Origin of the sequence: Pseudomonas sp. Yb2C2, from assembly GCF_052112325.1 — a bacterium.
GTDB classification, from domain to species: Bacteria; Pseudomonadota; Gammaproteobacteria; order Pseudomonadales; family Pseudomonadaceae; genus Aquipseudomonas; species Aquipseudomonas marginalis.
On record NZ_JAVAJK010000011.1, the window covers coordinates 120799 to 143561 of the forward strand.

Annotated in this window: 21 protein-coding genes; 14 read left to right on the plus strand and 7 right to left on the minus strand. The window is 62.1% G+C overall.

What is annotated here, in order from left to right:
* Positions 1-19 precede the first annotated feature (19 nt).
* Positions 20-2920 (minus strand): aminotransferase, encoded by a 2901-nt coding sequence (locus Q8X51_RS17040; protein ID WP_407693519.1) that lies wholly within the window; start codon positions 2918-2920, stop codon positions 20-22.
* A 146-nt stretch (positions 2921-3066) separates the two neighbouring features.
* Between Q8X51_RS17040 and rfbB the strand changes: the two genes are divergently transcribed.
* From rfbB to Q8X51_RS17075, 7 genes are read left to right on the plus strand one after another with little or no spacing between them, the layout of a single operon-like run.
* The gene (gene rfbB / locus Q8X51_RS17045) at positions 3067-4149 is read left to right on the plus strand and encodes a dTDP-glucose 4,6-dehydratase (protein ID WP_407693518.1); all 1083 of its coding nucleotides are present in this window, start codon (positions 3067-3069) and stop codon (positions 4147-4149) included.
* Entirely contained in the window at positions 4146-5021 is an 876-nt protein-coding gene (gene rfbA, locus Q8X51_RS17050; protein WP_323146855.1) for a glucose-1-phosphate thymidylyltransferase RfbA, read from the plus strand. The genes rfbB and rfbA overlap by 4 nt, the downstream gene beginning before the upstream one ends.
* Positions 5018-5563, plus strand: a complete 546-nt coding sequence (gene rfbC, locus Q8X51_RS17055; protein WP_323146854.1) for a dTDP-4-dehydrorhamnose 3,5-epimerase — start codon at positions 5018-5020, stop codon at positions 5561-5563. The genes rfbA and rfbC overlap by 4 nt, the downstream gene beginning before the upstream one ends.
* Positions 5560-6429, plus strand: a complete 870-nt coding sequence (gene rfbD, locus Q8X51_RS17060; protein ID WP_407693517.1) for a dTDP-4-dehydrorhamnose reductase — start codon at positions 5560-5562, stop codon at positions 6427-6429. Before rfbC ends, rfbD begins: the two co-directional genes overlap by 4 nt.
* A 36-nt stretch (positions 6430-6465) precedes the next feature.
* Complete coding sequence (locus Q8X51_RS17065; RefSeq protein ID WP_065925796.1) at positions 6466-8274, plus strand: sensor histidine kinase; 1809 nt, start codon at positions 6466-6468, stop codon at positions 8272-8274.
* Positions 8271-9647, plus strand: a complete 1377-nt coding sequence (locus Q8X51_RS17070) for a sigma-54-dependent transcriptional regulator (protein WP_065925797.1) — start codon at positions 8271-8273, stop codon at positions 9645-9647. The genes Q8X51_RS17065 and Q8X51_RS17070 overlap by 4 nt, the downstream gene beginning before the upstream one ends.
* Positions 9648-9673: 26 nt before the next feature.
* Positions 9674-10129, plus strand: a complete 456-nt coding sequence (locus tag Q8X51_RS17075) for a YiiD C-terminal domain-containing protein (protein ID WP_065925798.1) — start codon at positions 9674-9676, stop codon at positions 10127-10129.
* 65 nt (positions 10130-10194) lie between these two features.
* Here Q8X51_RS17075 and cysQ read toward each other — a convergent pair whose 3' ends face one another.
* Together cysQ and nudE are read right to left on the minus strand one after the other, a co-directional pair.
* Complete coding sequence (cysQ, locus tag Q8X51_RS17080; protein ID WP_027605133.1) at positions 10195-11031, minus strand: 3'(2'),5'-bisphosphate nucleotidase CysQ; 837 nt, start codon at positions 11029-11031, stop codon at positions 10195-10197.
* Positions 11028-11594, minus strand: coding sequence for an ADP compounds hydrolase NudE (gene nudE, locus Q8X51_RS17085; protein WP_027605134.1), 567 nt, complete (start codon positions 11592-11594; stop codon positions 11028-11030). The genes cysQ and nudE overlap by 4 nt, the downstream gene beginning before the upstream one ends.
* Before the next feature lie 87 nt (positions 11595-11681).
* Here nudE and yrfG point away from each other — a divergent pair, with 87 nt between their 5' ends.
* A complete protein-coding gene (gene yrfG / locus Q8X51_RS17090; protein WP_065946703.1) occupies positions 11682-12344 on the plus strand; it encodes a GMP/IMP nucleotidase in 663 nt (220 codons plus the stop codon).
* Between the two features lie 107 nt (positions 12345-12451).
* Here the strand turns inward: yrfG and lysM are convergent, their stop codons facing one another.
* Positions 12452-12892, minus strand: coding sequence for a peptidoglycan-binding protein LysM (gene lysM / locus Q8X51_RS17095; RefSeq protein ID WP_065946704.1), 441 nt, complete (start codon positions 12890-12892; stop codon positions 12452-12454).
* 132 nt (positions 12893-13024) lie between these two features.
* Between lysM and Q8X51_RS17100 the strand changes: the two genes are divergently transcribed.
* From Q8X51_RS17100 to Q8X51_RS17115, 4 genes are all read left to right on the plus strand, one after another.
* Entirely contained in the window at positions 13025-13912 is an 888-nt protein-coding gene (locus Q8X51_RS17100; protein WP_065946705.1) for a LysR family transcriptional regulator, read from the plus strand.
* A 97-nt stretch (positions 13913-14009) separates the two neighbouring features.
* On the plus strand, positions 14010-14849 hold the full coding sequence (gene fdhD, locus Q8X51_RS17105) for a formate dehydrogenase accessory sulfurtransferase FdhD (RefSeq protein ID WP_065946706.1): 840 nt from the start codon (positions 14010-14012) through the stop codon (positions 14847-14849).
* Positions 14846-17194 (plus strand): FdhF/YdeP family oxidoreductase, encoded by a 2349-nt coding sequence (locus tag Q8X51_RS17110; RefSeq protein WP_065925805.1) that lies wholly within the window; start codon positions 14846-14848, stop codon positions 17192-17194. Before fdhD ends, Q8X51_RS17110 begins: the two co-directional genes overlap by 4 nt.
* 205 nt (positions 17195-17399) lie before the next feature.
* Positions 17400-17873 carry a glycine zipper domain-containing protein gene (locus tag Q8X51_RS17115; protein WP_027605140.1) on the plus strand — a complete coding sequence of 158 codons (474 nt, stop codon included), beginning with the start codon at positions 17400-17402 and terminating at the stop codon, positions 17871-17873.
* Positions 17874-17956: 83 nt separating this feature from the next.
* Here Q8X51_RS17115 and Q8X51_RS17120 read toward each other — a convergent pair whose 3' ends face one another.
* The 3 genes from Q8X51_RS17120 to Q8X51_RS17130 form a co-directional block, all read right to left on the minus strand.
* The gene (locus Q8X51_RS17120; RefSeq protein WP_407693516.1) at positions 17957-18388 is read right to left on the minus strand and encodes an acyl-CoA thioesterase; all 432 of its coding nucleotides are present in this window, start codon (positions 18386-18388) and stop codon (positions 17957-17959) included.
* 23 nt (positions 18389-18411) lie between these two features.
* Positions 18412-20349 (minus strand): RecQ family ATP-dependent DNA helicase, encoded by a 1938-nt coding sequence (locus Q8X51_RS17125; protein ID WP_407693515.1) that lies wholly within the window; start codon positions 20347-20349, stop codon positions 18412-18414.
* Positions 20350-20575: 226 nt separating this feature from the next.
* On the minus strand, positions 20576-21751 hold the full coding sequence (locus Q8X51_RS17130; RefSeq protein ID WP_065925808.1) for a tetratricopeptide repeat protein: 1176 nt from the start codon (positions 21749-21751) through the stop codon (positions 20576-20578).
* Positions 21752-21927: 176 nt separating this feature from the next.
* Between Q8X51_RS17130 and Q8X51_RS17135 the strand changes: the two genes are divergently transcribed.
* Positions 21928-22098 (plus strand): YhfG family protein, encoded by a 171-nt coding sequence (locus Q8X51_RS17135; RefSeq protein WP_003236014.1) that lies wholly within the window; start codon positions 21928-21930, stop codon positions 22096-22098.
* Complete coding sequence (locus tag Q8X51_RS17140) at positions 22098-22697, plus strand: putative adenosine monophosphate-protein transferase Fic (protein ID WP_065948514.1); 600 nt, start codon at positions 22098-22100, stop codon at positions 22695-22697. Before Q8X51_RS17135 ends, Q8X51_RS17140 begins: the two co-directional genes overlap by 1 nt.
* Positions 22698-22763: the final 66 nt, after the last annotated feature.

Genomic DNA, 22763 nt, shown 5'->3' on the forward strand with positions numbered 1-22763 from the left:
ACCGATAACAATCGATTATTTACAGTTGCTCATCCAGCACCTTCGACAGCATGTCGACAAAGAAGTCCACGCTACGTTTGGAGGTCACCATCGGCGGCTTGATCTTGAGGATGTTCAAATAATCGCCAGTCGGCTGCATGAAAATCCCCAACTCCCGCAAGCGATCACACAACAGGGTGGTCTCTTCGGTGGCGGGCTCCAGGGTTTGCCGGTCACGCACCAACTCCAGGCCCAGATAGAAACCGGAACCGTGAACCGCGCCCACCAGGGGATGACGGTCGATCAGCGCTTCCAGCCGGGCCTTGAAATGCCCGCCGACCACCTGGGCGTTTTCCCACAGCTTTTCTTCTTCCATCACATCCAGCACCGCCATGCCGATCCGGCAACTCACCGGGCTGCCCCCCGACGACGAGAAGAAATACCCCTCGGCCTCCAATGCCTCGGCGATCTCGCGACGGGTGATCACCGCGCCAAGTGGCTGACCGTTGCCCATGCCCTTGGCCATGGTGATGATGTCGGGCACCACGCCCTGCTCTTCGAAGCCCCAGAAAAAGTGCCCCATGCGGCCGTAGCCGACCTGCACTTCATCGGCGATGCACACGCCGCCCTGGGCCCGCACCAACCTGTACACCTGCTGCAAGTAACCCGGCGGCAAGGAGATGCCGCCGGCGTTGCCGTACACCGGTTCACAGATAAACCCGGCCAGTTGGCGCTTGCTCGCAGCGATTTTCGCCAGGTTATGTTCCACGCTTCGTACGTAGTCCGGCGCACTGTCCTGCCCGCGGAATTCACCGCGATAGGTGTTCGGCGCAGTGACCGGGTGGACCCACTCCGGGCGGCTGCTCAAGGCCTGGGGGTTGTCCGCAATCGAGGTGGACACCGCATCCGCCGCCACCGACCAGCCGTGATAGGCCTCCAGCACACTGAGCATGTCGCGCCCACCGCTGTAGGCCCAGGCCAGGCGGATGGCCAGGTCGTTGGCCTCGGTGCCGCTGTTGACCAGGAACACCCGATCCATGCCCGCCGGCGCCAGCGCCAGCAAGCGCTCGGAAAACTCGGCAATGGCGGCATAGTGAAACCGCGAGTTGGTATTGAGCAGCGACCATTGCCGCGCCGCGACCGCCGCCATGCGCGGGTGGCCGTGACCCAATACGGCAACGTTATTGAGCATGTCCAGGTAGGAGCGGCCCTGCATATCGATCAGGTGGTTGCGCCAGCCGCGCTCGATGCGTGGAGGGTCGACGTAATAGTGCTTCTGCGAGCGGGCAAAACTGGCGTCACGCCGGGCCAGCAGGGCGTGGGGGTCGAGTTCCGGTTCGGCATCGCAGGCCAGTCCCAGTAATGCCGCGGGCGAGGGGCACAAGGCTTGCCAGGCCAAGGCCCGGGACGGTGTACAAAACAGCGGCGGTTCGAGGTCGGCACGGCACAGTTGCACGGTCAGCGGCCCATGGACCTCACCGAGAACCTGCCCCTCCACCAGCAATGAACCGTGCTTCAACCGGGTGTCCACGCCCCACAACCGCACGCTCAGCTCCACCCCTTGCACGCTCACAAGGCCATCGGCGTCCTGATGCAGCGTTCCGGCAAAAGGCGCCTCCAACACCGTGCCATGGGGCAGATGCAGCTCTACGTGGAGGGGGAAAGTCTGCGGTTCGGTGGCACTGTCCGGGCAGGTGCGCGACAGCCGATATTGGCCATAACGACTTGCCGCCAGCCCATGCACGGCCGCCGCCTGATCCAGCAACTGCCGATCAATGCCGGGCAGTTCCCAATTGCCGGCTTCGAAATGCGGGCTGAGCACCCCCAGGTCGATCAGCGCGAACTCACGCCCCACCAGGCCCGGTAGCAACGGCGCGAAGTCCTGGCTGGCAATCGACGGCAGCGTCTCACCGACACTGCCGAGAATCGCAGCCTCCATCAGCTCAAACGGCACCGACGTCGCCACATGGAAAATTTCCCACTCGTGTTCGGCGTTTTTCAACAGGTAAGTGTTGTCCGGATCCAGGCGCTGCTGCTGTTCGCTGCTTAATACCAACACTGCCGCACGGGCGACGATCAGCGGCCACAACGCCTGCAACTCCTCGCGCTGCAGTGGGGTCACGGCATGGCAGGCCCGGACCGCCGGCAGGATGGCAAACGGGTCGCCCTCGGCATGGTGCAACAGGGCCGCGCAGGTCACCGACAGGTCGGCAATCCGCCAGGTGTGCACCAGGTCGCCGAAATCGATGACGCCTTGCAGTTGCCAGTGCCGTTGCGCATCGCGCTGCCACACCACGTTGTCATCGGTGATGTCCATGTGCACCGCTTGCCAGGGCAGGCGGTCGGCCAGGGGGCGAATGCGCTGTTCAACCTGCTCGGCCACCTGTTCCAGCGCGGCGCGCTGGGGCAGGTTTTCCAGGGTGGCCAACAGATGGGTGATCAGTTCCCGGGCATGGCGCGGGTCCCATTGCAGGGTACGGTCCAATCCAGGGTGGGAGAAATCCGCCAGCGCCAGGCTCATGCGCCCGCACAGGTCGCCGAAGCCTACGATCACGTCGCGCCCCAAATGCGGCAGATGGGTCAACGGCTGGCCGTCGATATAGTCCAGCAGCCGCAGGTGCAGGGGCTGGCCATCGACCGTCACGCTCAACAGTTCTTCACCGTTCAGGGCCTTGATGACCTTGGGCACCCGCACGGCCTGCAGGGTGTCGAGGGCCGCGTGCTGGGCCTGCAGCTCAATCGCCGCATAGTCGCCCCGGCAGATCTTCAGAACAAACCGGCCGCGAGTGCTGTCGACTTTGTAATTGAGGTCTTGCTGGCTGCCCAGTGACCGCAACGTGCCAGCAAGCCCGTAATGCTGCATGAGAAGTTGAGCCGCCTGATCGGCACCTACTTGCGGGCAGGGCAGACTAGCGCGATGGATCAACGTGGCGAGCAGCATGGGGGATGACCTCGAATTTTTAGAGGTGTATATCGCCACTTTTCAGGGGGATTACGCAACCCCCACACACATGCCGTCCTGCCCGGCGCCACAACACAGGCTATGCTGCACTCGCTAAACGTCCGTCTAAGGAAAGGGCCCCCGACATGCGCATTTTCATTACCGGTGGCGCCGGTTTTATCGGTTCTGCCTTGATACGTCACTTGATTCGGCACACCGAGCACGAAGTGCTCAACCTCGATAAGCTCACCTACGCCGGCAACCTGGAATCGCTGACCAGCATCGCGTCCAATAGCCGTTATGAATTCGTTCAGGCCGATATTATCGATCAGGCCACCGTCAGCGCCGTGCTCGCACGCTTTGAACCCCACGCGATCATGCACCTGGCCGCCGAGTCCCACGTCGACCGTTCGATTGACGGCCCGTCGGATTTTATCCAGACCAATATCGTCGGCACTTACAGCTTGCTGGAGGCCGCCCGTGGCTATTGGCAAACCCTCGCCGAGCCAGAAAAACGTGCATTTCGCTTCCACCATATTTCCACCGACGAAGTCTACGGCGACCTCCACGGCGTAGACGACTTGTTCAGCGAAACCACGCCCTACGCGCCCAGCTCGCCCTACTCGGCCAGCAAAGCCGCGTCCGACCACCTGGTCCGCGCCTGGCACCGCACGTACGGCCTGCCCGTGCTGCTGACCAACTGCTCCAACAACTACGGACCCTTCCACTTCCCCGAGAAGTTGATCCCGCTGGTTATCCTCAATGCCCTCGCGGGCAAGCCATTGCCGGTCTATGGTGATGGTTTGCAAGTGCGCGACTGGTTGTTTGTCGAAGACCATGCCCGGGCACTGCTCAGCGTCGTGACACACGGCGTGGTCGGCGAGACCTACAACATCGGCGGCCACAACGAACAGAAGAATATCGACGTAGTACGCAGCATCTGCACCCTGTTGGAGGAATTGGCGCCGCAACATCCCCACGACGAGGAGCAATACACCGACCTGATCACGTTCGTTAAAGACCGTCCAGGCCACGACCAACGCTACGCAATCGATGCCGGCAAGATCGAACGCGAACTGGGCTGGGTACCCGAAGAAACCTTTGAAACCGGGCTGCGCAAAACCGTGCAGTGGTACCTCGATAACCTGGAATGGTGCCGCAGGGTCCAGGACGGCAGTTATCAGGGTGAACGCTTGGGCAATACCGACACGAGGGATCTGATCGCATGATGAAAGGAATCGTATTGGCCGGCGGCTCCGGCACCCGCCTGCACCCCATCACCCTGGGAGTGTCAAAGCAGCTGTTACCGGTATATGACAAGCCGATGATCTACTACCCGATCTCGGTGCTGATGCTGGCGGGCATCAAAGAAATCCTGGTGATTTCCACCCCGGCGGACTTACCGCAATACCGCAACCTGCTGGGCGATGGCAGCCAGTTTGGCGTCAGCTTCAGCTACGCCGAACAACCGCAGCCGGACGGCTTGGCACAGGCCTTTCTGATTGGCGAACAGTTCATCGGCAGCGACCCCGTGTGCCTGATCCTGGGCGACAATATTTTCCACGGCCAGCGTTTCAGCGAGCAGCTGCATGCAGCGGTCAAGCGCGGCAAAGGCGCCACGGTGTTTGGCTATTGGGTCAAGGATCCGCAGCGCTTCGGCGTGATCGACTTCGACAGCGAAGGCCGCGCCCTGTCCATCGAAGAAAAACCGACTACGCCCAAATCAAGCTATGCCGTCACCGGCCTGTATTTCTACGACAACGACGTGATCAGCATCGCCAAAGCCGTCAAGCCCTCGGCCCGCGGCGAGCTGGAAATCACCGACGTCAATAACGCCTATTTGAAGCGCGGTGACTTGCAGGTAGAGCGCTTCGGTCGAGGGTTCGCCTGGCTCGACACCGGCACCCACGACAGCCTGCTGGAAGCCTCACAGTACGTGCAGACCATCGAACACCGTCAGGGCCTCAAAGTGGCGTGCCTCGAAGAAATCGCCTATGGGAACGGCTGGATCGACCGCGACCATCTGCTCGAACGCGCCAAATACTTCGGCAAGACCGGCTACGGTCAATACCTGTACACGTTGGCGGGAGACAACCGGTGAACGTCGTTGACACCTCACTCCCTGGCGTAATGATCATCGAGCCCAAGGTGTTCGGTGACGAGCGCGGTTTTTTCTACGAAAGCTTCAATGCTCGCGCCTTTGCAGCGGCCACCGGGCTCAAGCGCGAGTTTGTCCAGGACAACCACTCGCGCTCGCAAAAAGGCGTGCTGCGGGGCCTGCATTACCAACTGGAACACACCCAGGGCAAACTGGTGCGGGTTACCGCCGGTGAAGTGTTGGACGTGGCTGTGGACATCCGCCGCAGTTCGCCGAATTTCGGGCAATGGGTGGGCGTGCGTCTGTCGGCACAGAACCATCGCCAGTTGTGGGTGCCGGAAGGCTTCGCCCATGGCTTTGTGGTGTTGAGCGACTCCGCCGAGTTCTTGTACAAGACCACCGACTACTACCAGCCCAGTGCGGAACGCAGCATCCTGTGGAACGACCCGACGTTGGCTATCGACTGGGAACTGAGCGAACCGCCGCAACTGTCCGCCAAGGACCAGGCTGGAAAACTGCTGAAAGACGCCGATCTATTCCCATGAAAATCCTGATCACCGGCCGACATGGCCAAGTCTCCCAGGCACTGCAACAGCAGCTCCAGGGCCTGGGCGAACTGATTGTACTCGGCCGCGAGCACCTCGATCTGGCCGACGCCAAGCACATCCGCCAGCAGGTGCGCGTCCATCGCCCCGACCTGATCATCAACGCCGCCGCCCACACGGCAGTGGATCAGGCCGAAAGCGAACCGGACCTCGCCTTCGCCATCAACGCCATCGCCCCCGGGATTCTCGCCGAGGAAGCCAAGGCCTTGGGCAGCCCGTTGATCCACTATTCCACCGACTACGTGTTCGACGGCAGCAAGCCTGCACCCTACACCGAAGCTGACACACCCAATCCCCTAGGCGTCTACGGCCAGAGCAAACTGGCGGGTGAACAGGCGATTGCCGCAGTGGGAGGCCAGTACCTGATCCTGCGCACCAGCTGGGTCTACTCCAACCACGGCAAGAACTTCCTGCTGACCATGCAGCGCCTGCTGCAAGAAAAACCCCACCTGCGCATCGTCGCCGACCAGATCGGCGCGCCGACGTGGGCCGGGACCATTGCCGCCAGTACGCGCGCCCTGATCGAGCGTTGGCAGGCGGGCGAGGCCGGGAACTGGGGCATCTATCACCTGACCGCCGAGGGCGAAACGTCGTGGTTCGGTTTTGCCCAAGCGATTGGCGAGCATCTGCGCGCCAGCGGCCGTGCCTGTGCCGAACTGGAGGCGATCCCGTCCAGCGCCTACCCGACCCCCGCCCGGCGCCCGCTGAACTCACGTCTGGATTGCAGCCACCTGCGCCAGCAATGGCACGTCAGCCAGCCCTTGTGGCAAGACGCATTGCGCGAGTGTCTTGCCGGGCAGCACTAGGCATAATGCGCCTGTACCCACAGGCGCACGACTCCCATGACTCCACCCCTTCCGCGAAGACCCCGCTGGCGCAGCCTCGCCCTGTTGGCCCTGTGCCTGGCACCGTTGCTGTGGCCGCTGGAGCACTTGGCCGAGCGTTACTATCGCAGCGAACTGGCCGGGCAAAACCGCCAGACCCTCGACCTGTACGTCGCCAACCTGCTGGGCACCCTGCATCGCTATGAAGTGCTGCCGCAGATCCTCGGCGACTTGCCGGCCTTGCGCACGGCACTGGACGCACCGCAGGTCAGTACCAACCTGGTCAACGCCAACCTGCTGCTCAAGGACGTCGCCGCCCAGGCCGGGGTGGAAGTGATGTATTTGATGGACACCACCGGCAAGACCCTCGCCGCGTCCAATTGGGACAAGCAGGACAGTTTCGTCGGGCGCAACTTCTCGTTCCGGCCCTATTTCAGCGAAGCCATGGCCGGGCGCCTGGGGCGGTTTTTCGGGCTGGGCACCACCTCGGCCAAGCGCGGCTATTTCTTCGCCGCCGCAGTGCGCGATGGCGACACGATCATAGGCGTACTGGTGGTCAAGGTCGACCTGGACCACACCGAAAGCCTGTGGGGCAATACCCCGGAACAACTATTGGTCACCGACCACAACGGCGTGGTGATCCTCACGTCACGCCCGCAATGGCGCTTCCGGGCCACCCGGCCGCTGACCGCCGAAGAACGCCAGGCCATCATCGCCATCCAGCCCTACCCCACGCGCGATCCGCAACCGTTGAGCCTGAGCAACAGCGCATGGCTGCGCCAATCCACCGCCATTGCCGAGACCGGCTGGAATGTGGAGATCCTTGCACCGCAATCCTTGATCAGCCGCCCGGTGCGCACGGTGGTCGCCGTGGGCGGCGCCACGTTGCTGGTGTTGATGCTGCTGCTGGGCCTGTTGATGCAGCGCCGTCGCCACTACCTGGAACGCATCGCCTTCGAAGCCAAGGCCCGCCGCGAGCTGGAGATGCGCGTGGTCGAACGGACCAGCGATCTGGAAGGCCTCAACCGTCGCCTCAAACAGGAGGTGCTGGAGCGCGAACACGCCCAGCAGGAACTGGTGCGCGCCCAGGATGACTTGGTGCAGGCCGGCAAGCTGTCAGCGCTGGGCACCATGTCGGCAAGTATCAGCCACGAACTCAATCAACCCCTGGCGGCGATCCGCAGCTATGCGGAAAACGCCGAGATCCTGCTCGACCACGAGCGCACCAGCGATGCCCGGGGCAATCTCAAGCTGATCAGCGAACTGACCGGGCGCATGGCCTCGATCATCGCGCACCTGCGCGCCTTCGCCCGGCGCGATCGCCATGCCCCGGAGAGCGTGGCCCTGCAACCGGCGCTGGACGATGCGCTGGCCTTGCTGGCCAAGCGGCGGCGCTCGATGGAAGTCGAGCTGATCCGCGATTTGCCGGAAGCGACCCTGTGGGTGCAGGCCGGCGAAACCCGCCTGCGCCAGGTGCTGGGCAACCTGCTGGCCAACGCCCTCGACGCCCTTACCGAAAAAGGCCCGCCGCGCAAACTGTGGCTGAGTGCCGAAACCACCGCCCAGGGCGTCAACCTGTACATTCGCGACAATGGCCCAGGCTTTTGCATGGAAGCCCTGGGCCGCGCCAGCGAACCGTTCTACACCACCAAGACCCGCACCCAGGGCTTGGGCCTGGGCCTGGCGATCTGTGAAACCCTGATGCGTGCCTTTGGCGGCGAACTGCTGTTTGCCAACCACAAGGAAGGCGGCGCGCTGTTAACCTTGAAATTGCGCGCCGGCTCGCCGGGCGTCAGTCTGCAACCGTCCGAGGACCGCAGTGTATGAGTATCGATAACCAGATTCAGGTGGTGTTGATCGACGATGATCCACACTTGCGTCAGGCCCTGTGCCAGACCCTGGACCTGGCCGGGCTGAACGTCCTGCCCCTGGGCGAAGCCACCGGCCTCACCGCGCGCCTGTCGCGGGATTGGCCGGGCGTGGTGGTCAGCGACATCCGCATGCCCGGCATGGACGGCCTGGAGCTGCTGGCCGAGCTGCACGGCCAGGATCCGGACCTGCCGGTGCTGCTGATCACCGGCCACGGCGACGTGCCGCTGGCGGTGCAGGCCATGCGCGCGGGGGCCTATGACTTCCTCGAAAAACCCTTCGCCAGCGACGCCCTGCTCGACAGCGTGCGCCGCGCCCTGGCCCTGCGCCGGCTGGTGCTCGACAACCGCAGCCTGCGCCTGGCCCTCAGTGACCGCCAACAACTGAGCACCCGCCTGGTGGGGCACTCGCCACAGATGCTGCGCCTGCGCGAGCAGATCGGCGCCCTGGCAGCAACCCGCGCGGATGTGCTGATCCTCGGCGAAACCGGCGCCGGCAAGGAAGTGGTGGCCCGCGCGCTGCACGACCTGTCGAGCCGGCGCAGCGGGCCGTTTGTGGCGATCAATGCCGGGGCGTTGGCCGAGTCGGTGGTGGAGAGCGAACTGTTCGGCCATGAGCCCGGCGCCTTTACCGGCGCGCAGAAACGCCGCATCGGCAAATTCGAATTCGCCAACGGCGGCACGTTGTTCCTCGATGAAATCGAAAGCATGAGCCTGGACGTGCAGGTCAAGCTGCTGCGCCTGTTACAGGAGCGTGTGGTGGAGCGCCTCGGCGGCAACCAGCTGATCCCGCTGGATATCCGCATCATCGCCGCCACCAAGGAAGACCTGCGCCAGGCCGCCGACCAGGGCCGCTTCCGCGCCGACTTGTACTACCGCCTCAACGTCGCGCCGTTGCGTATTCCGCCACTGCGCGAGCGCGGTGAAGATGCGTTGATGCTGTTCCAGCACTTCGCCGACGAAGCCAGCAGTCGCCACGGCCTGCCTTTGCACGAGCTGCAACCGGGCCAGCGTGCCCTGCTGTTGCGTCATAGCTGGCCGGGCAATGTGCGCGAATTGCAGAACGCCGCCGAGCGCTTTGCGTTGGGCCTGGAGCTGGCGCTGGACAGCACCCCGGACAATCCCGCCAGCAGCGTGCTGACTTCCACGCCGGGCGGCTTGAGCGAACAGGTCGAGCAGTTCGAAAAAAGCCTGATCGCCGCCGAACTGACCCGCCCCCACAGCTCCATGCGCAGCCTCGCAGAAGCCCTCGGCGTACCGCGCAAGACCCTGCACGACAAACTGCGCAAGCACGGCCTGAACTTCGCCAACCAAAGTGCTGACGACGAATGACCCTGCCCACCCATCAAGAGGCCCCCATGAGCCGTGACAGCCGTTACCTGGAATCCATCCTCCACCACGACATCCCCCTGACCCGCGAAATGGGCCTCAAGGTACTCGACTGGCAAGACGGGCAACTGCAGCTGCACCTGCCTTTGCAAGCCAATATCAACCACAAGAGCACCATGTTCGGCGGCAGCCTCTACTGCGGCGCGGTGCTGGCGGGTTGGGGCTGGATGCACCTGCAACTGCGCGAGGAAGGGATTGAAGACGGGCATATCGTGATTCAGGAAGGGCAGATCAGCTATCCGCTGCCGGTGACGCACGACGCGACCGCCATTTGCGCGGCGCCGGAGGAGAAGGTGTGGAAGCGCTTTTTGGCGACCTACAAGCGCTATGGCCGGGCGCGGCTGGCGTTGGACACCTGGATCGCGAATGAGGGCAGTGAAGAGCGGGCCGTTACGTTCACCGGCCAATACGTCCTGCACCGCTAGAAGCCAATACACAAAACAAATGTGGGAGGGGCACCGCCCCTCCCACATTTAGATCGGCTGAGGTATTAAGAGCGGGCCAAGGTCAGCAACCGCTCACGCCACGCCGCCTTCGCCGGCAACGCCAGGAAAAACGGATTCAGCAACGACGCCCGCGCCGGATAGCTGAACGGCTCGCCACTCAACTCCAGCACCTCGCCGCCCGCCCCTTCCAATACACCCTGCGCCGCCGCCGTATCCCACTGCGAAGTCGGCGCCAGCCGCGGGTAGCAATCGGCACTGCCCTCGGCCAACAGGCAGAACTTCAACGAACTGCCGATATTCGCCAGTTTCAACTCCCCCAACCCTTCGCTCAAACCGTCCAGCAGACGCTCTTGCTCGGGGCTGGTATGCCGGCGGCTGGCGACCACGGTAAACGCCTCACCCACTGCTGGGGCCTCGCGCACCTGGATCTGCCTGGGCGCTTCGTTCACATCGGAGCGCCACGCCCCCAGGCCGGCACCACCGAAGTAGCAACGGCCACTGGTGGGCATGGACACCACGCCGAACACCACGCGACCCTGTTCGACCAGGGCAATATTGACGGTGAATTCTTCGCTGCCGGCGATAAATTCCTTGGTGCCATCCAGCGGGTCCACCAACCACCAGCGCTGCCAGCCGGCCCGTACGCTCTGGTCGATGTCGGCGTCTTCTTCGGACAGCACCGGGATGCTCGGGTCGAGTGCGGTGAGGCCTGCGAGAATCAGATGGTGGGCGGCCAGGTCGGCCGCCGTGACCGGCGAATCATCGGCCTTGGAGGTCACCGCCACATCGGCGCGCCAGTACGGCAGGATCACTTCACCCGCCTGGCGGGCCAGCTCGATCACAGGGGCGATAAACGGGTGGCCTAAAAACAGTTCGCTCATGGGGTAAACGCTCCACGCTGAATCAACAAATCTCGTACCAGGTACAACGCCGCCAGGGCGCGGCCTTCGCTGAACTGCTCGTTTTGCGCAAGCTGCGACAGCTCGCGCAGATTGACCCGGTCCACACGCATCGGCTCGGGCTCATCGCCTTCCAGGCGTTCTTCATAGAGTTCGGTGGCGAGCACCACCTGGATTTTCTGGCTCATGTAGCCAGGAGACAACGACAGCTCGGTAATGTGTTCCAACTGCCGTGCGCCGTAGCCGGCTTCTTCCTTGAGTTCACGGTCTGCTGCCGCCAGCACGTCTTCGCCGGGTTCGATCAGGCCCTTGGGCAAGGACAGCTCATACTCATCGGTACCGCCGCAGTACTCTTCAACCAGCAACGCATGATCTTCGTCGATCATCGCCACGATCATCACTGCGCCGTAGCCGGCACCGCGGCCCACCAGGCGCTCGTAGGTCCGTTCAACGCCATTGGAAAAGCGCAATTGCACTTCCTCCACGCGGAACAAACGGCTACTGGCGACTATTTCGCGGGCGAGGACGGTGGGTTTCTGGCGCATAAGCGGCTCCTTGGCGTGATCGGGTTACTATACCGTGGCTTTTCCGATTGTCTGTGTCGGATATCTTTACTTACATGAGACCGCACCATGCCCTCTTTGCCCTGGCACGCCATCGACACCGTCCTGCTGGACATGGACGGCACCCTGCTCGACCTGCATTACGACAACCACTTCTGGATGGAGCACCTGCCCCAGCGTTACGCCGAGCTGCACGGGGTGAGCCGGGCCATGGCCGAGATGGAGTTGCAGCCTCTGTTCGAGCGTAACGCCGGACAGTTGCAATGGTATTGCCTGGATTTCTGGAGTGCGGAGCTGAACATCCCGGTGCGCGAACTCAAGCTGGAAACCGCCCACCTGATCGCCCTGCGCCCGGATGCCGATACCTTCCTGGCGGCGATCAAACGGGCAGGCAAGCGCGTGATCCTGATCACCAATGCCCACCGTGACTCGCTGTCACTGAAGTTGGAGCGCATTGAACTGGCGCCGTACTTCGAGCGATTGATCAGCTCCCACGACTACGGCTTCGCCAAGGAAAACCCGCAGTTCTGGGATGCCTTGCAGGCTGACATCCAGTTCGATCCGGCTCGCAGCCTGTTTATCGACGACACCCTGCCGATCCTGCGCAGTGCCCAGGCGTTTGGCGTGGGGCATTTACTGGCGGTGAAAGAGCCGGACAGCCAAAAAGGGCCGAAGGACACCGGGGAATTTGCGGCGGTCGAGGATTACCGGGATCTCATTGCCGGGCTCTGAACCATGTGGGAGGGGGCTTGCTCCCGATAGCGGTGGATCAGTCAACTTGATGTCGACAGACACTCAGCTATCGGGAGCAAGCCCCCTCCCACCTTTTCGCCCGTGTATTACTCAGGAATACGCAGCGTCTGCCCTGGGTAAATCTTGTCTGGATGGGATAACAGCGGCTTGTTGGCCTCGAAGATCTTGTTGTACAGGTTGGCGTTGCCGTACACCGTCAGGGAAATCGCGCTGAGGGTGTCACCCTTTTTCACCACGACGAAACGGGCGGCGGTCACTGCCGGGCCGGTTACGGTGATCTGGTCATCCACACTGGCCACGCCTTGGATGTTACCCAGCGCCAGCAGAATCTTCTCTTTCTCTTCCTGGGTGGCGACTTCACCGGTCACGGTCACCTTGTCGCCCTCTACCGTGGTCTGCACATTCGGATTCCCCAGACCCACCTTCGCTACGTGTTCCTTCAACTGCTCACTCGCATTGGCGTTACCCGGCGTCAACAGGTCGACAATCTTTTCGCCGGCTTCTTTGATAAAGCTGAAAATGCTCATAGTGCGCTCTCCTTGGTAGTTGATTTCCAGATGCCCAAGACTAGACCAGTCCGGCAGACTTGGGTTCCAGCCCGACCAAAGACGCAAACGCGCTAGAATCCCCCCGCCATTGGAATAAGCCCTGGAGCGAAGATGGACATCAAGCAGCTGAAATTCCTCATCGCCCTCGACGAGACCCGTCACTTCGGCCAGGCCGCGGCGCGTTGCCACATCACCCAGCCAACCCTGTCGATGCGCCTGCGCAACCTTGAAGAAGAGCTGGACTTGCCGCTGGTCAATCGCGGCCAGCGTTTCGAAGGGTTCACCGCCCCCGGCGAGCGCGTGCTGGCCTGGGCCCGCACGGTGCTGGCGGCCTATGACGGCTTGCAGGCCGAAGCCGCCGCCTGCCGTGGCAACCTGGTGGGTACGTTGCGCCTGGGTGTGGTGCCGTTGTCGAGCTTTGATCCGCTGGCGTTGATGCAACAACTGCACAAGGAGCATCCGAGCCTGCGCTTTGAGCTTTCGGCCCTCAGCTCCGAGCAGATCCTCGAACAGTTGGCGAGCAATCGCCTGGACCTGGGCGTGTCCTATCTCGACCGCCTGGACAACGAGCGCTTCGATTCCCTGGCCCTCGGCGATACCCGCATGGGCCTGCTCTACGACCAGCGCTATTTCAGTTTTGGCGACAAGCCGCTGAGCTGGGAGGCATTGATCGAACTGCCCCTGGGCATGCTCACCAGTGGCATGCACTTCCGTCAGTCCATCGACCACAACTTCCACAGCCGGGGCCTGCACCCGCAGCCGCTGTTACAAACCGACGCCGTCCATCAGTTGTTACAAGCTGTGCATGGCGGACTGTGCTGCGCCGTCATGCCGCTGGACGGCGGTCTGGACGCCCTCACCGAACATTTGCGCCTGCAACCTATCGAAGACGCCCACACCCTGGCGCGCCTGGGCCTGATCATGCGGCGCAGCGCACCGCGTTCGGCATTGGCAGAGGCGTGTTTCGCGCTGTTTCAGAAATCGCAAACAGAGTCTTGATCGACGTCATCTATCGGTAGATCAGTACTGGCAATTAGACGCGACGCTTTGTCGCGCCTAGTCTAAACACTGATCAATCCGCCGGTGGTACTGCCCCATGAACGCCAAGCGCCCAGTCTGCGCGGCGCCTGCTCCGGAAACGTCCGCGCCCGTCGCCAGCCAGAGCTACCAGTTTTGCAACCTTGAGCACACTGAAGTCACCAGCACCGCCTTGGCGGAAGAAGTGGCGTTGGCGATTGCCTATAACGACATCAGCCAGGCCGTCATGCTGGTCACGCCCACGGACCTGGAAGACTTTATTGTCGGGTTCAGCATCGGCAGCGGCATTATCGCCGACGTCAGCGATATTTATGATCTGAAACTCAGCGGTTCGGGTTCGGCCCAATACGCTCAGGTGCAGATCTCCAGCCGTGCGTTCTGGAACCTCAAGCAGCAGCGCCGCCAGCTGGCAGGTACCAGCGGCTGCGGCCTGTGCGGAGTGGAAGCCGTTGAACAGGCCCTGCCGGACCTTCAAGTGCTGCCCGGCGCGCCCTTGCCGCCTGCCGAATGGCTCGACGGCCTGCGCCAGCGCATCAGCGCGTTCCAGCCTTTGGGCCAGTGCAGCGGCGCTGTGCATGCGGCTGTGTTCATGAATAACCAGGGCGAATTGCTGATGGGCCGTGAAGACATCGGCCGGCACAACGCCCTCGACAAGTTGATCGGTGCGCTGATCCGCCAACGGATCCCCACCGACGGCGGGCTGGCGATTGTCACCAGCCGTTGCAGCCTCGAATTGATCCAGAAAGTCCTGCGCGCGGGCATACAGACCCTGGTCAGCCTGTCGTCGCCCACCGGCCTGGCCCTGCAATGGGCTCGCCGGCATAACCTCAATCTCATCCACCTGCCGCAGAAAAGTGCGCCGCGGGTCTACAGCCCTGCGATGGAGAACCAGCCGTGAGCAATCATCATCAAGCCGACCAAACCCCAACCCCGCGCTACAAGCCTTACAAGGGCCCGGCTGGCGGCTGGGGCGCGCTGATCAGCGTGGCACAGGCGTGGTTGACCAGTGACAACGCGCTGAAAAACCTGCGCATGATGCTCAAGACCAACCAGAACGGCGGCTTCGACTGCCCGGGCTGCGCCTGGGGCGACTCGCCGGAAAGCGGCATGGTCAAGTTCTGCGAGAACGGCGCCAAGGCGGTCAACTGGGAAGCCACCAAGCGCCGCGTTGACGCAGCGTTTTTCGCCAAGCACAGCGTCACCGCGCTGCTGGAGCAAAGCGACTATTGGCTCGAGTACCAAGGCCGCCTGACCGAGCCCATGCGCTACGACGCCGAAACCGATCGCTACCAGCCCATCAGTTGGGAAGCGGCCTTCGACCTGGTCGGCAAGCACCTCAACGCCCTGCCCAGCCCGGACATGGCCGAGTTCTACACCTCGGGCCGTGCCAGTAACGAAGCGGCGTACCTGTACCAGCTGTTTGTGCGCGCCTACGGCACCAACAACTTCCCGGACTGCTCGAACATGTGCCACGAGGCCAGCGGCGTGGCCCTGGCGCAGAGCGTGGGGGTCGGCAAAGGCACCGTGACCTTTGATGACTTCGAACATGCCGATGCGATATTCGTCTGGGGCCAGAACCCCGGCACCAACCACCCGCGCATGCTCGAACCGCTGCGTGAAGCGGTCAAACGCGGTGCCCAGGTGGTGTGCATCAACCCCCTCAAGGAGCGCGGCCTGGAGCGCTTCCAGCATCCGCAGCATCCGCTGGAAATGCTCACCAACGGCGACAAGCCGACCAACACCGCGTACTTCCGCCCGGCCCTGGGTGGCGACATGGCGATCCTGCGCGGCATGGCCAAGTTCCTGCTGCTGTGGGAGCGCCAGGCTCAGGCCGAAGGCAAGGAAGCGGTGTTCGACCACGACTTCCTCAATGAACACACGGCCAACGTGCTGGATTACCTGGGCCAGATCGACGACACCTCCTGGGATGAAATCGTCGAACAGTCCGGCCTGACCCTGGTCGAGATCGAGCAAGCGGCACGCATGTACGCCAAGGGCAAGAACGTGATCATGTGCTGGGCGATGGGTATCACCCAGCACCGCCACTCGGTGCCGACCATCCAGGAAATCGCCAACCTGATGCTGCTGCGCGGCAACATCGGCCGCCCCGGCGCCGGCCTGTGCCCGGTGCGTGGCCACAGCAACGTGCAGGGCGACCGCACCATGGGCATCAACGAACGCCCACCGGTGGCGTTCCTCGACGCCTTGGAGCGACGCTTCCAGTTCCAGGTGCCGCGCACCAACGGGCACAACGTGGTGGAAGCGATCCACGCCATGCTTGAAGGTCGCTCCAAGGTGTTTATCGGCCTGGGTGGCAACTTCGCCCAAGCCACGCCGGACAGCCCGCGCACCTTCGAAGCACTGCGCAATTGCGACCTGACCGTGCAGATCAGCACCAAGCTCAACCGCAGCCACCTGATGCACGGCAAGGACGCGCTGATCCTGCCGTGCCTGGGCCGCACCGACATCGACATCCAGGCCGAAGGTCCGCAAGCGGTGACGGTGGAAGACTCGTTCAGCATGGTCCACGACTCCAACGGCCAACTGCAGCCGCTGTCGAAGTTGATGAAATCGGAACCGGCCATCCTCGCCGGCATCGCCGCCGCAACCCTGGGCAGCAAACCGGTGGACTGGAACTGGTTGGTGGCCGATTACAGCCGCATTCGCGACCTGATCGCCGATACCATCCCAGGCTTCAAGGACTTCAACGAACGCCTGAAACACCCCGGTGGTTTCTACCTAGGCAACTCCGCCGGTGCCCGACGCTGGAACACGCCTTCGGGCCGTGCCAACTTCCGCCCGAACATCCTGCCCAAGGACCTGATCCACGAGCGCACCCATGCCACGGGCCACGTGCCGGACCTGATCATGCAATCGATGCGCTCCCACGATCAGTACAACACCACCATTTATGGCCTGGACGACCGCTATCGCGGGGTCAAAGGCCAGCGTGACGTGCTGTTCGTCAACGAAGCCGACATCATCCGCCTGGGCTTCAAGCCGGGGCAGAAAGCCGACATCGTGTCGTTGTGGGAAGACGGCCGCGAGCGTCGGGTGAAGGGCTTCACTTTGCTGGCGTTTGATATTCCGGCGGGGCAGGCTGCGGCTTACTACCCGGAAGTGAACCCGTTGGTGCCGCTGGAAAGCACCGGGGATGGCAGCCATACACCGACGTCGAAGTTCGTGGCGATACGTTTGGAAGCTGCCAGTGACAATGGGCTGATCACGGCGCGTTCGGCCTGACTGATCATTTCGGACACAAAAAAGGCCGCTTTTGCATAAAAGCGGCCGTTCCGAAGTAGCTAAAGACTCGCAAAAACCACTTAAGTTCCAGAGCTAAAACAGTAACTTAGAGAATTGTGTACAACTCGTGCTACTGGTCGGATTTCTATTGTAACCATGTCAATACAGCCTCAGGATCGCGCCGTCATCCTCTTGAGGTCTCTCTATGAAGTTCTCCTCGATTCTCTTGTTGTCCCTTGGCCTGGTCAGTGGCGCAGCCATGGCCGGTGGCACCACCGAAGCCGGTGTGGGCGGCGCATTGGGCGGGGTTCTAGGCTCGGTTGTCGGCCAGCAGTTGGGCGGCAACACCGGTTCGACCATCGGCGCGGCCCTGGGCGGCGCAGGCGGTAGTGCGGTCGGCGCAGACAAGCGCAGCCGCGGCGAAGCAGCCATTGGCGGCGCACTGGGCGCAGCCGGCGGCAACGTGGTGGGCCGCAGTGTCGGCGGCAGCACCGGGGCACTGATCGGTTCAGCGGCCGGCGGTGGCGCGGGCGGTGCGCTGGGCAACTACATGGGCAACAAGAGCGATGACGATGATCGTCGTAGTCGTGATAGCCGCCGTTATGACCGCGACGACCATCGCGGCCGCGGCCATGCCTACGGGCATCGCAAGAACAAGCATCACTACCGTCACCGCTAAGCGCTAAAGAACACTGAAAAACCGATGTGGGAGGGGGCTGGCCCCCTCCCACATCGGGTTCCGTGGTGCCTGCAACGCCGAAGTCAGACCACCAACCGCTGCAACGCCTCGCGCAACATCCCCGGAACCGTCACCGGCTGGTTCGTCCCCCGATCCACGAACACATGCACAAAGCGCCCCGCCGCACAGGCCTCCTCTTCGCCTGCCTTGAACACCGCCAATTCGTACTGCACTGAGCTGTTGCCCAGCTTGCCCACCCGCAGGCCGATGTCCAGGCGGTCGGGAAAGGCAATCGAGGCGAAGTAATCGCACGCCGAACTCACCACAAACCCCACCACCTCACCGTCATGAATATCCAACCCACCCTGTTCGATCAGGTAGGTATTCACCGCCGTGTCGAAGAAGCTGTAGTAGGTGACATTGTTCACATGGCCGTACACATCGTTGTCGTGCCAGCGTGTGATGATCGGCTGGAAGTGACGGTAATCGGCGCGTTGCGGCATTGAGTCAGGCATGGGCACGTCTCATGAAAGTAGGGTTACAGGTCACTCAAGTGGGCTTGGGCCCACTCACGCACGTCGGCGTAGGGGTAGTCTTCCAGCGCTGCGAAACCGGGAATGCCCCGCGCCTTCAACTTGGTAAACAACGGCACGCTGATACCCCCCAGGAACCGTGTCAGCCGCTCAGCGCCCGGCAGTTGGCCGGTGTGCTCATGATGCCTGTGGATAAAATCACCGCACAGCCCCATGAAGTTTTTATCCACAAGCGGCGGCAGGCTCGGCGGCGCCGGCAAATGCGCGACGTGGCCGTGGCACACGGAGCAGTGCCCGCAGCGCTGCGGTGCATTTTCATCACCAAAGTAACGCGCCAGGCGCTGCCCCAGGCAATGTTCGGTGGCGAACAGATCGAGCATGGCATGAATCCGCGCCACTTCCGTCACCTCGTGCTGCTTGAAGCCTGTGTATAACTCGGCGCTCAACACCTGTGGATCAAACTCGGTATCCAGCAGGCTGTAGACCTCCGTCATCTGCTTGCTTTCCAACTCGATCAGGCCTTGTTCCTGGAAGTAATCCAGGGCCTTCACCACCCGACTGCGTTCGGCATTGTGTTGTTGGTAAAGCGCGTCGAAATCCACGGTCGCCCAGGTTTTCGCGCGCTTGCACACCTGGATGATCGCCGCGACAAACTGCTGGCGCTCGCCGGAAAAACGCGCCAGCAGGGCCTCGGGCTCGACCAGGTACTTGAAGCGGTACTCGGCATAAAACGCGTAGCGCGGCGCGATCACGCCCCTGAGCTCCAATTGCACCAGCAGTGTCTTCAGTGGCAGTTCGCGGATGTTGCTGTGGTCCGACAGCGACCTCAGCAGGAACTCCCACTGCCCTTCACTGCGCGCTGCCTGCAACTCTTCCAGCACCCGCCGAATACCGTCCTGCTCGGGCGTATCGCCGTACACGAAGTTTTCCAGCACATTGAGGCTGTCGCGGTTGGCCAGCACCAGGCAGTCCGAGGGCTGCCCATCACGCCCCGCACGGCCGATTTCCTGGCTGTAGTTCTCGATGGATTTGGGCAGGTCAAAATGCACGACATTGCGGATATCGCTCTTGTCGATACCCATGCCAAACGCGATGGTAGCGACGATGCAATTGGAGCGCCCAGCCATGAAGCGCTGCTGGATGCCCTCACGCCTGTCGTGGGGCAAGCCGGCGTGATACGCCTCGGCCTGGATACCGTTGCGGTTCAGGTGCTCGGCAATCTGCTCGGCGGTTTTCTGCAAGGTGACGTAGACGATGCTGGGCTGGCTGGCCCGCTCGCTCATCCACTGCACCAGGCGACGATGCTTGTCCGCACCGGCGACCGGCTCCACCAACAGGTTGAGGTTGGGCCGGTAGAAGCCCGTGGTGACCACGTCGTCCGGCGCAATGGCGAACTTGGCCTGCATGTCGGCAATCACCTTGGGCGTGGCCGTAGCCGTCAGCAGCAGCGCTTGTGGGATCTTGAACTGGCGCTGGTAGTCCGGCAGCTTCAAATAATCCGGGCGGAAGTTGTGGCCCCACTCGGAAATACAGTGCGCCTCATCCACCACCAGCAGCGAGATCTGCACACTTTGCAGGAAGTGGCGAAAACGCTCGTTCTTCAAGCGCTCCACGGAAATCATCAGGATTTTCAGCTCGCCGGAACGCGCGCGGGCCATCACGTCATTGGCGTCCTCGCGGCTTTGCGCCGAATCGATACTGCCCGCCGAAATACCGTGGCGTTGCAGGAAGCCCAACTGGTCCTGCATCAACGCCAACAACGGCGACACCACCAGCGTCAGGTGCGGCAGCAACACCGCCGACAGCTGATAACACAGGGACTTGCCCGACCCCGTAGGAAAAATGGCCGCAGCCGAACGACCTGCCAGTACGGCGCTGACCGTTTCTTCCTGGCCCAAACGAAACTGTGGATAACCAAAGACCTGCTGGAGGGTGTCGTGCATAGGCTGTCACTCCATTGACCGCTGAAGGTGGCTTAAAAACGTAGCCCAGCAAGCTCAGCGAATCGAGAAAGGTCGCATGGAAAAAAGAGACAGGATGATACACAGGGTGCAGCAATGGCCTTGGGCCAAATTTGACAAGTTCGACTGTGGCTGTAGGAACACCACAAACCAAATGTGGGAGGGGGATTGCCCCCCTCCCACATTTCAGACCTGCGCTACAGCTGAATCAGCGATTCTGCACCCGCTCAATCGCCGTGTCATACACCGGGTTGGCCTTCTGCTCCTTGGCCAACTGGTAGTGACGCAATGCATCCGGGAACTGCCCCGCCGCTTCGTAGATCCGCGCAATGTTGTAGTAGGCACCTGCACGCACGGTGGCAGCATTGGCGCCGGTGGCAAGGGCGATAGCCTTGCGATTGGCCCAGATCGACTCGGCAGTGTTGCCGGCTTTCTGATACGCCAGGCCGAGGTTGCCGTAGGCCTTGCCGAAGCCATTGTCCAGCTCGATAGCCTGGCGGAACAGGTCGATGGCCTGGTCCAGCTTGCCGGCCTGGTAGGCCGCTTCACCCTGCAGGTTCAGACGCTTCGCATCGGTTTGTACGGAAGAGCTGACGGTGACGGCGGTGACCGCCACGCTGTCATCCAGCAGCGGTTTGACTTCGTTCAGCACATTCGCCGCATTCACGGTCACGCCACTGAAAGTGTTGATGTCCTGGAAGTCGCCGCTGCCGGTCATGCGGAACACCGTCCACAGGTTGCCGCTGCGGTTCTTGGGCACGTAGTAGGTACGCACCAGCGATTGGCCCATGTACACGAACACCTTGGCTTCGCTGTCGGACAACTGGCGCGAGCCTGGATTGCCGCCATTGCTGTAGTCGTGCACGGCATAGACGTAGCTTTCGCCGTAGTGCTTTTTCTGCAGGGTGATGGTTTCCGGACCGTAGCTGTCGGTGTCATCCACATCCAACTCGGCGTCAGTACCCTTCTGGTTCTCGAAGTAGATGTTATTGCCGGGGAAAATCATGTGGGAGTCGAGGTCACTCGGCGTCTTGCCCCAGGTCAGCACCACACGCAGGCCATCGAGGTTTTCCATCACCGGGCTGATGGCGTAGGTCATGCCCGCGCATGGGCACTTCACCACCAGGTTGGAGTAGCCAGGTTTCTTGATGATCAGCAGGTTGCTCGCATCATCAGCGGCCTCACTGGTCAGCGTCACTTGGCCCTGGGCGTTGGTGCGGCCCACCACATTCTGTGCGCCGTTGCGTTGCAGCAGCACTTCGGCATCAGCGATTTTCTGGTCCTTGACCACCGCACTGAGCACTTCGATCGGCAACTGCCCGGCCTGGACCGAAAAAGCCACCGCACACAACGACATCGCCGAAGCAACACGAAGCAAACCCATGCTTAACTCCCTTTAAGTAGCGGGCGGAAATCGCCCTACAAGATTTTGCGGTGAAACATACGCTGAATTCCGAGTGTCGGCGGATTTTTTGTACAGAATGTGACGTGGTTTTTATCCCGCCTTCCCGTTGAAGCATTGCGCTACAATCAAACCTTGCTACCCAGGAGTGCGCTGCGATGAGCGAACTGACGTTTGAGCAAAAACAGGATCATTACCACAAGATCCGCCGTTCCAATTACCTGGCCAGCCTGCGCCTGGAAGGGTTCGACACCCAACCGGCCGACGTCGACAAACCCCTGCCGACCCGCGAAGCCGTCCTTGCCAAGTACCGCAACACCCCACGCTGATGCTCGACAAATACGGGGTGGGCCAGGATCCGTACTGCTATCCCGGTAGCAGCGTCCTGCGCAACCGCCTCGATTTGCTCGACGAAGCCCGCCTGCACCAGGCCGAGCGGGAATTATCCGAAATCGCCGTAGGCAGCCTCCCCCTCTTCCCCCCGCCCTACGACCTCGACCGCCTGCAACACATCCACCGCACGCTGTTCGGTGACATCTACGACTGGGCAGGTGAGTTGCGCAGCGTGAACATCCAGAAAGGCGACACCCTGTTCTGCACCCCGGAGCGCATCCCCCCGGAAGCCGCGAAGATCATCCGGCAGATGGAAGAGGCAAACTGGTTTGTCGGTGCCAGCCAAACCGAGTTGGTGAGCAAGATTGCCGAAGCCTATGGCGACCTCAACGTCATCCACCCCTTCCGCGAGGGCAACGGCCGGGCGCAGCGGATTTTGTTCGAACAGATCATCGTCAATGCGGGGTTTTCAGTGAACTGGTGGCTGGTCAAACACGCGGCATGGATACCGGCGAATATTGATGCGGTGGCGTGTGATTATCGGGGGTTGGAGGCGATTTTTGAGCGGTGTGTCAGCAGGCCTGCCAGCGCCTGATCGAACCACGAACGATTAAACCATCTGTTTATTGCCCGAGCGCACACTCACTTCTAAGGTTCGCAC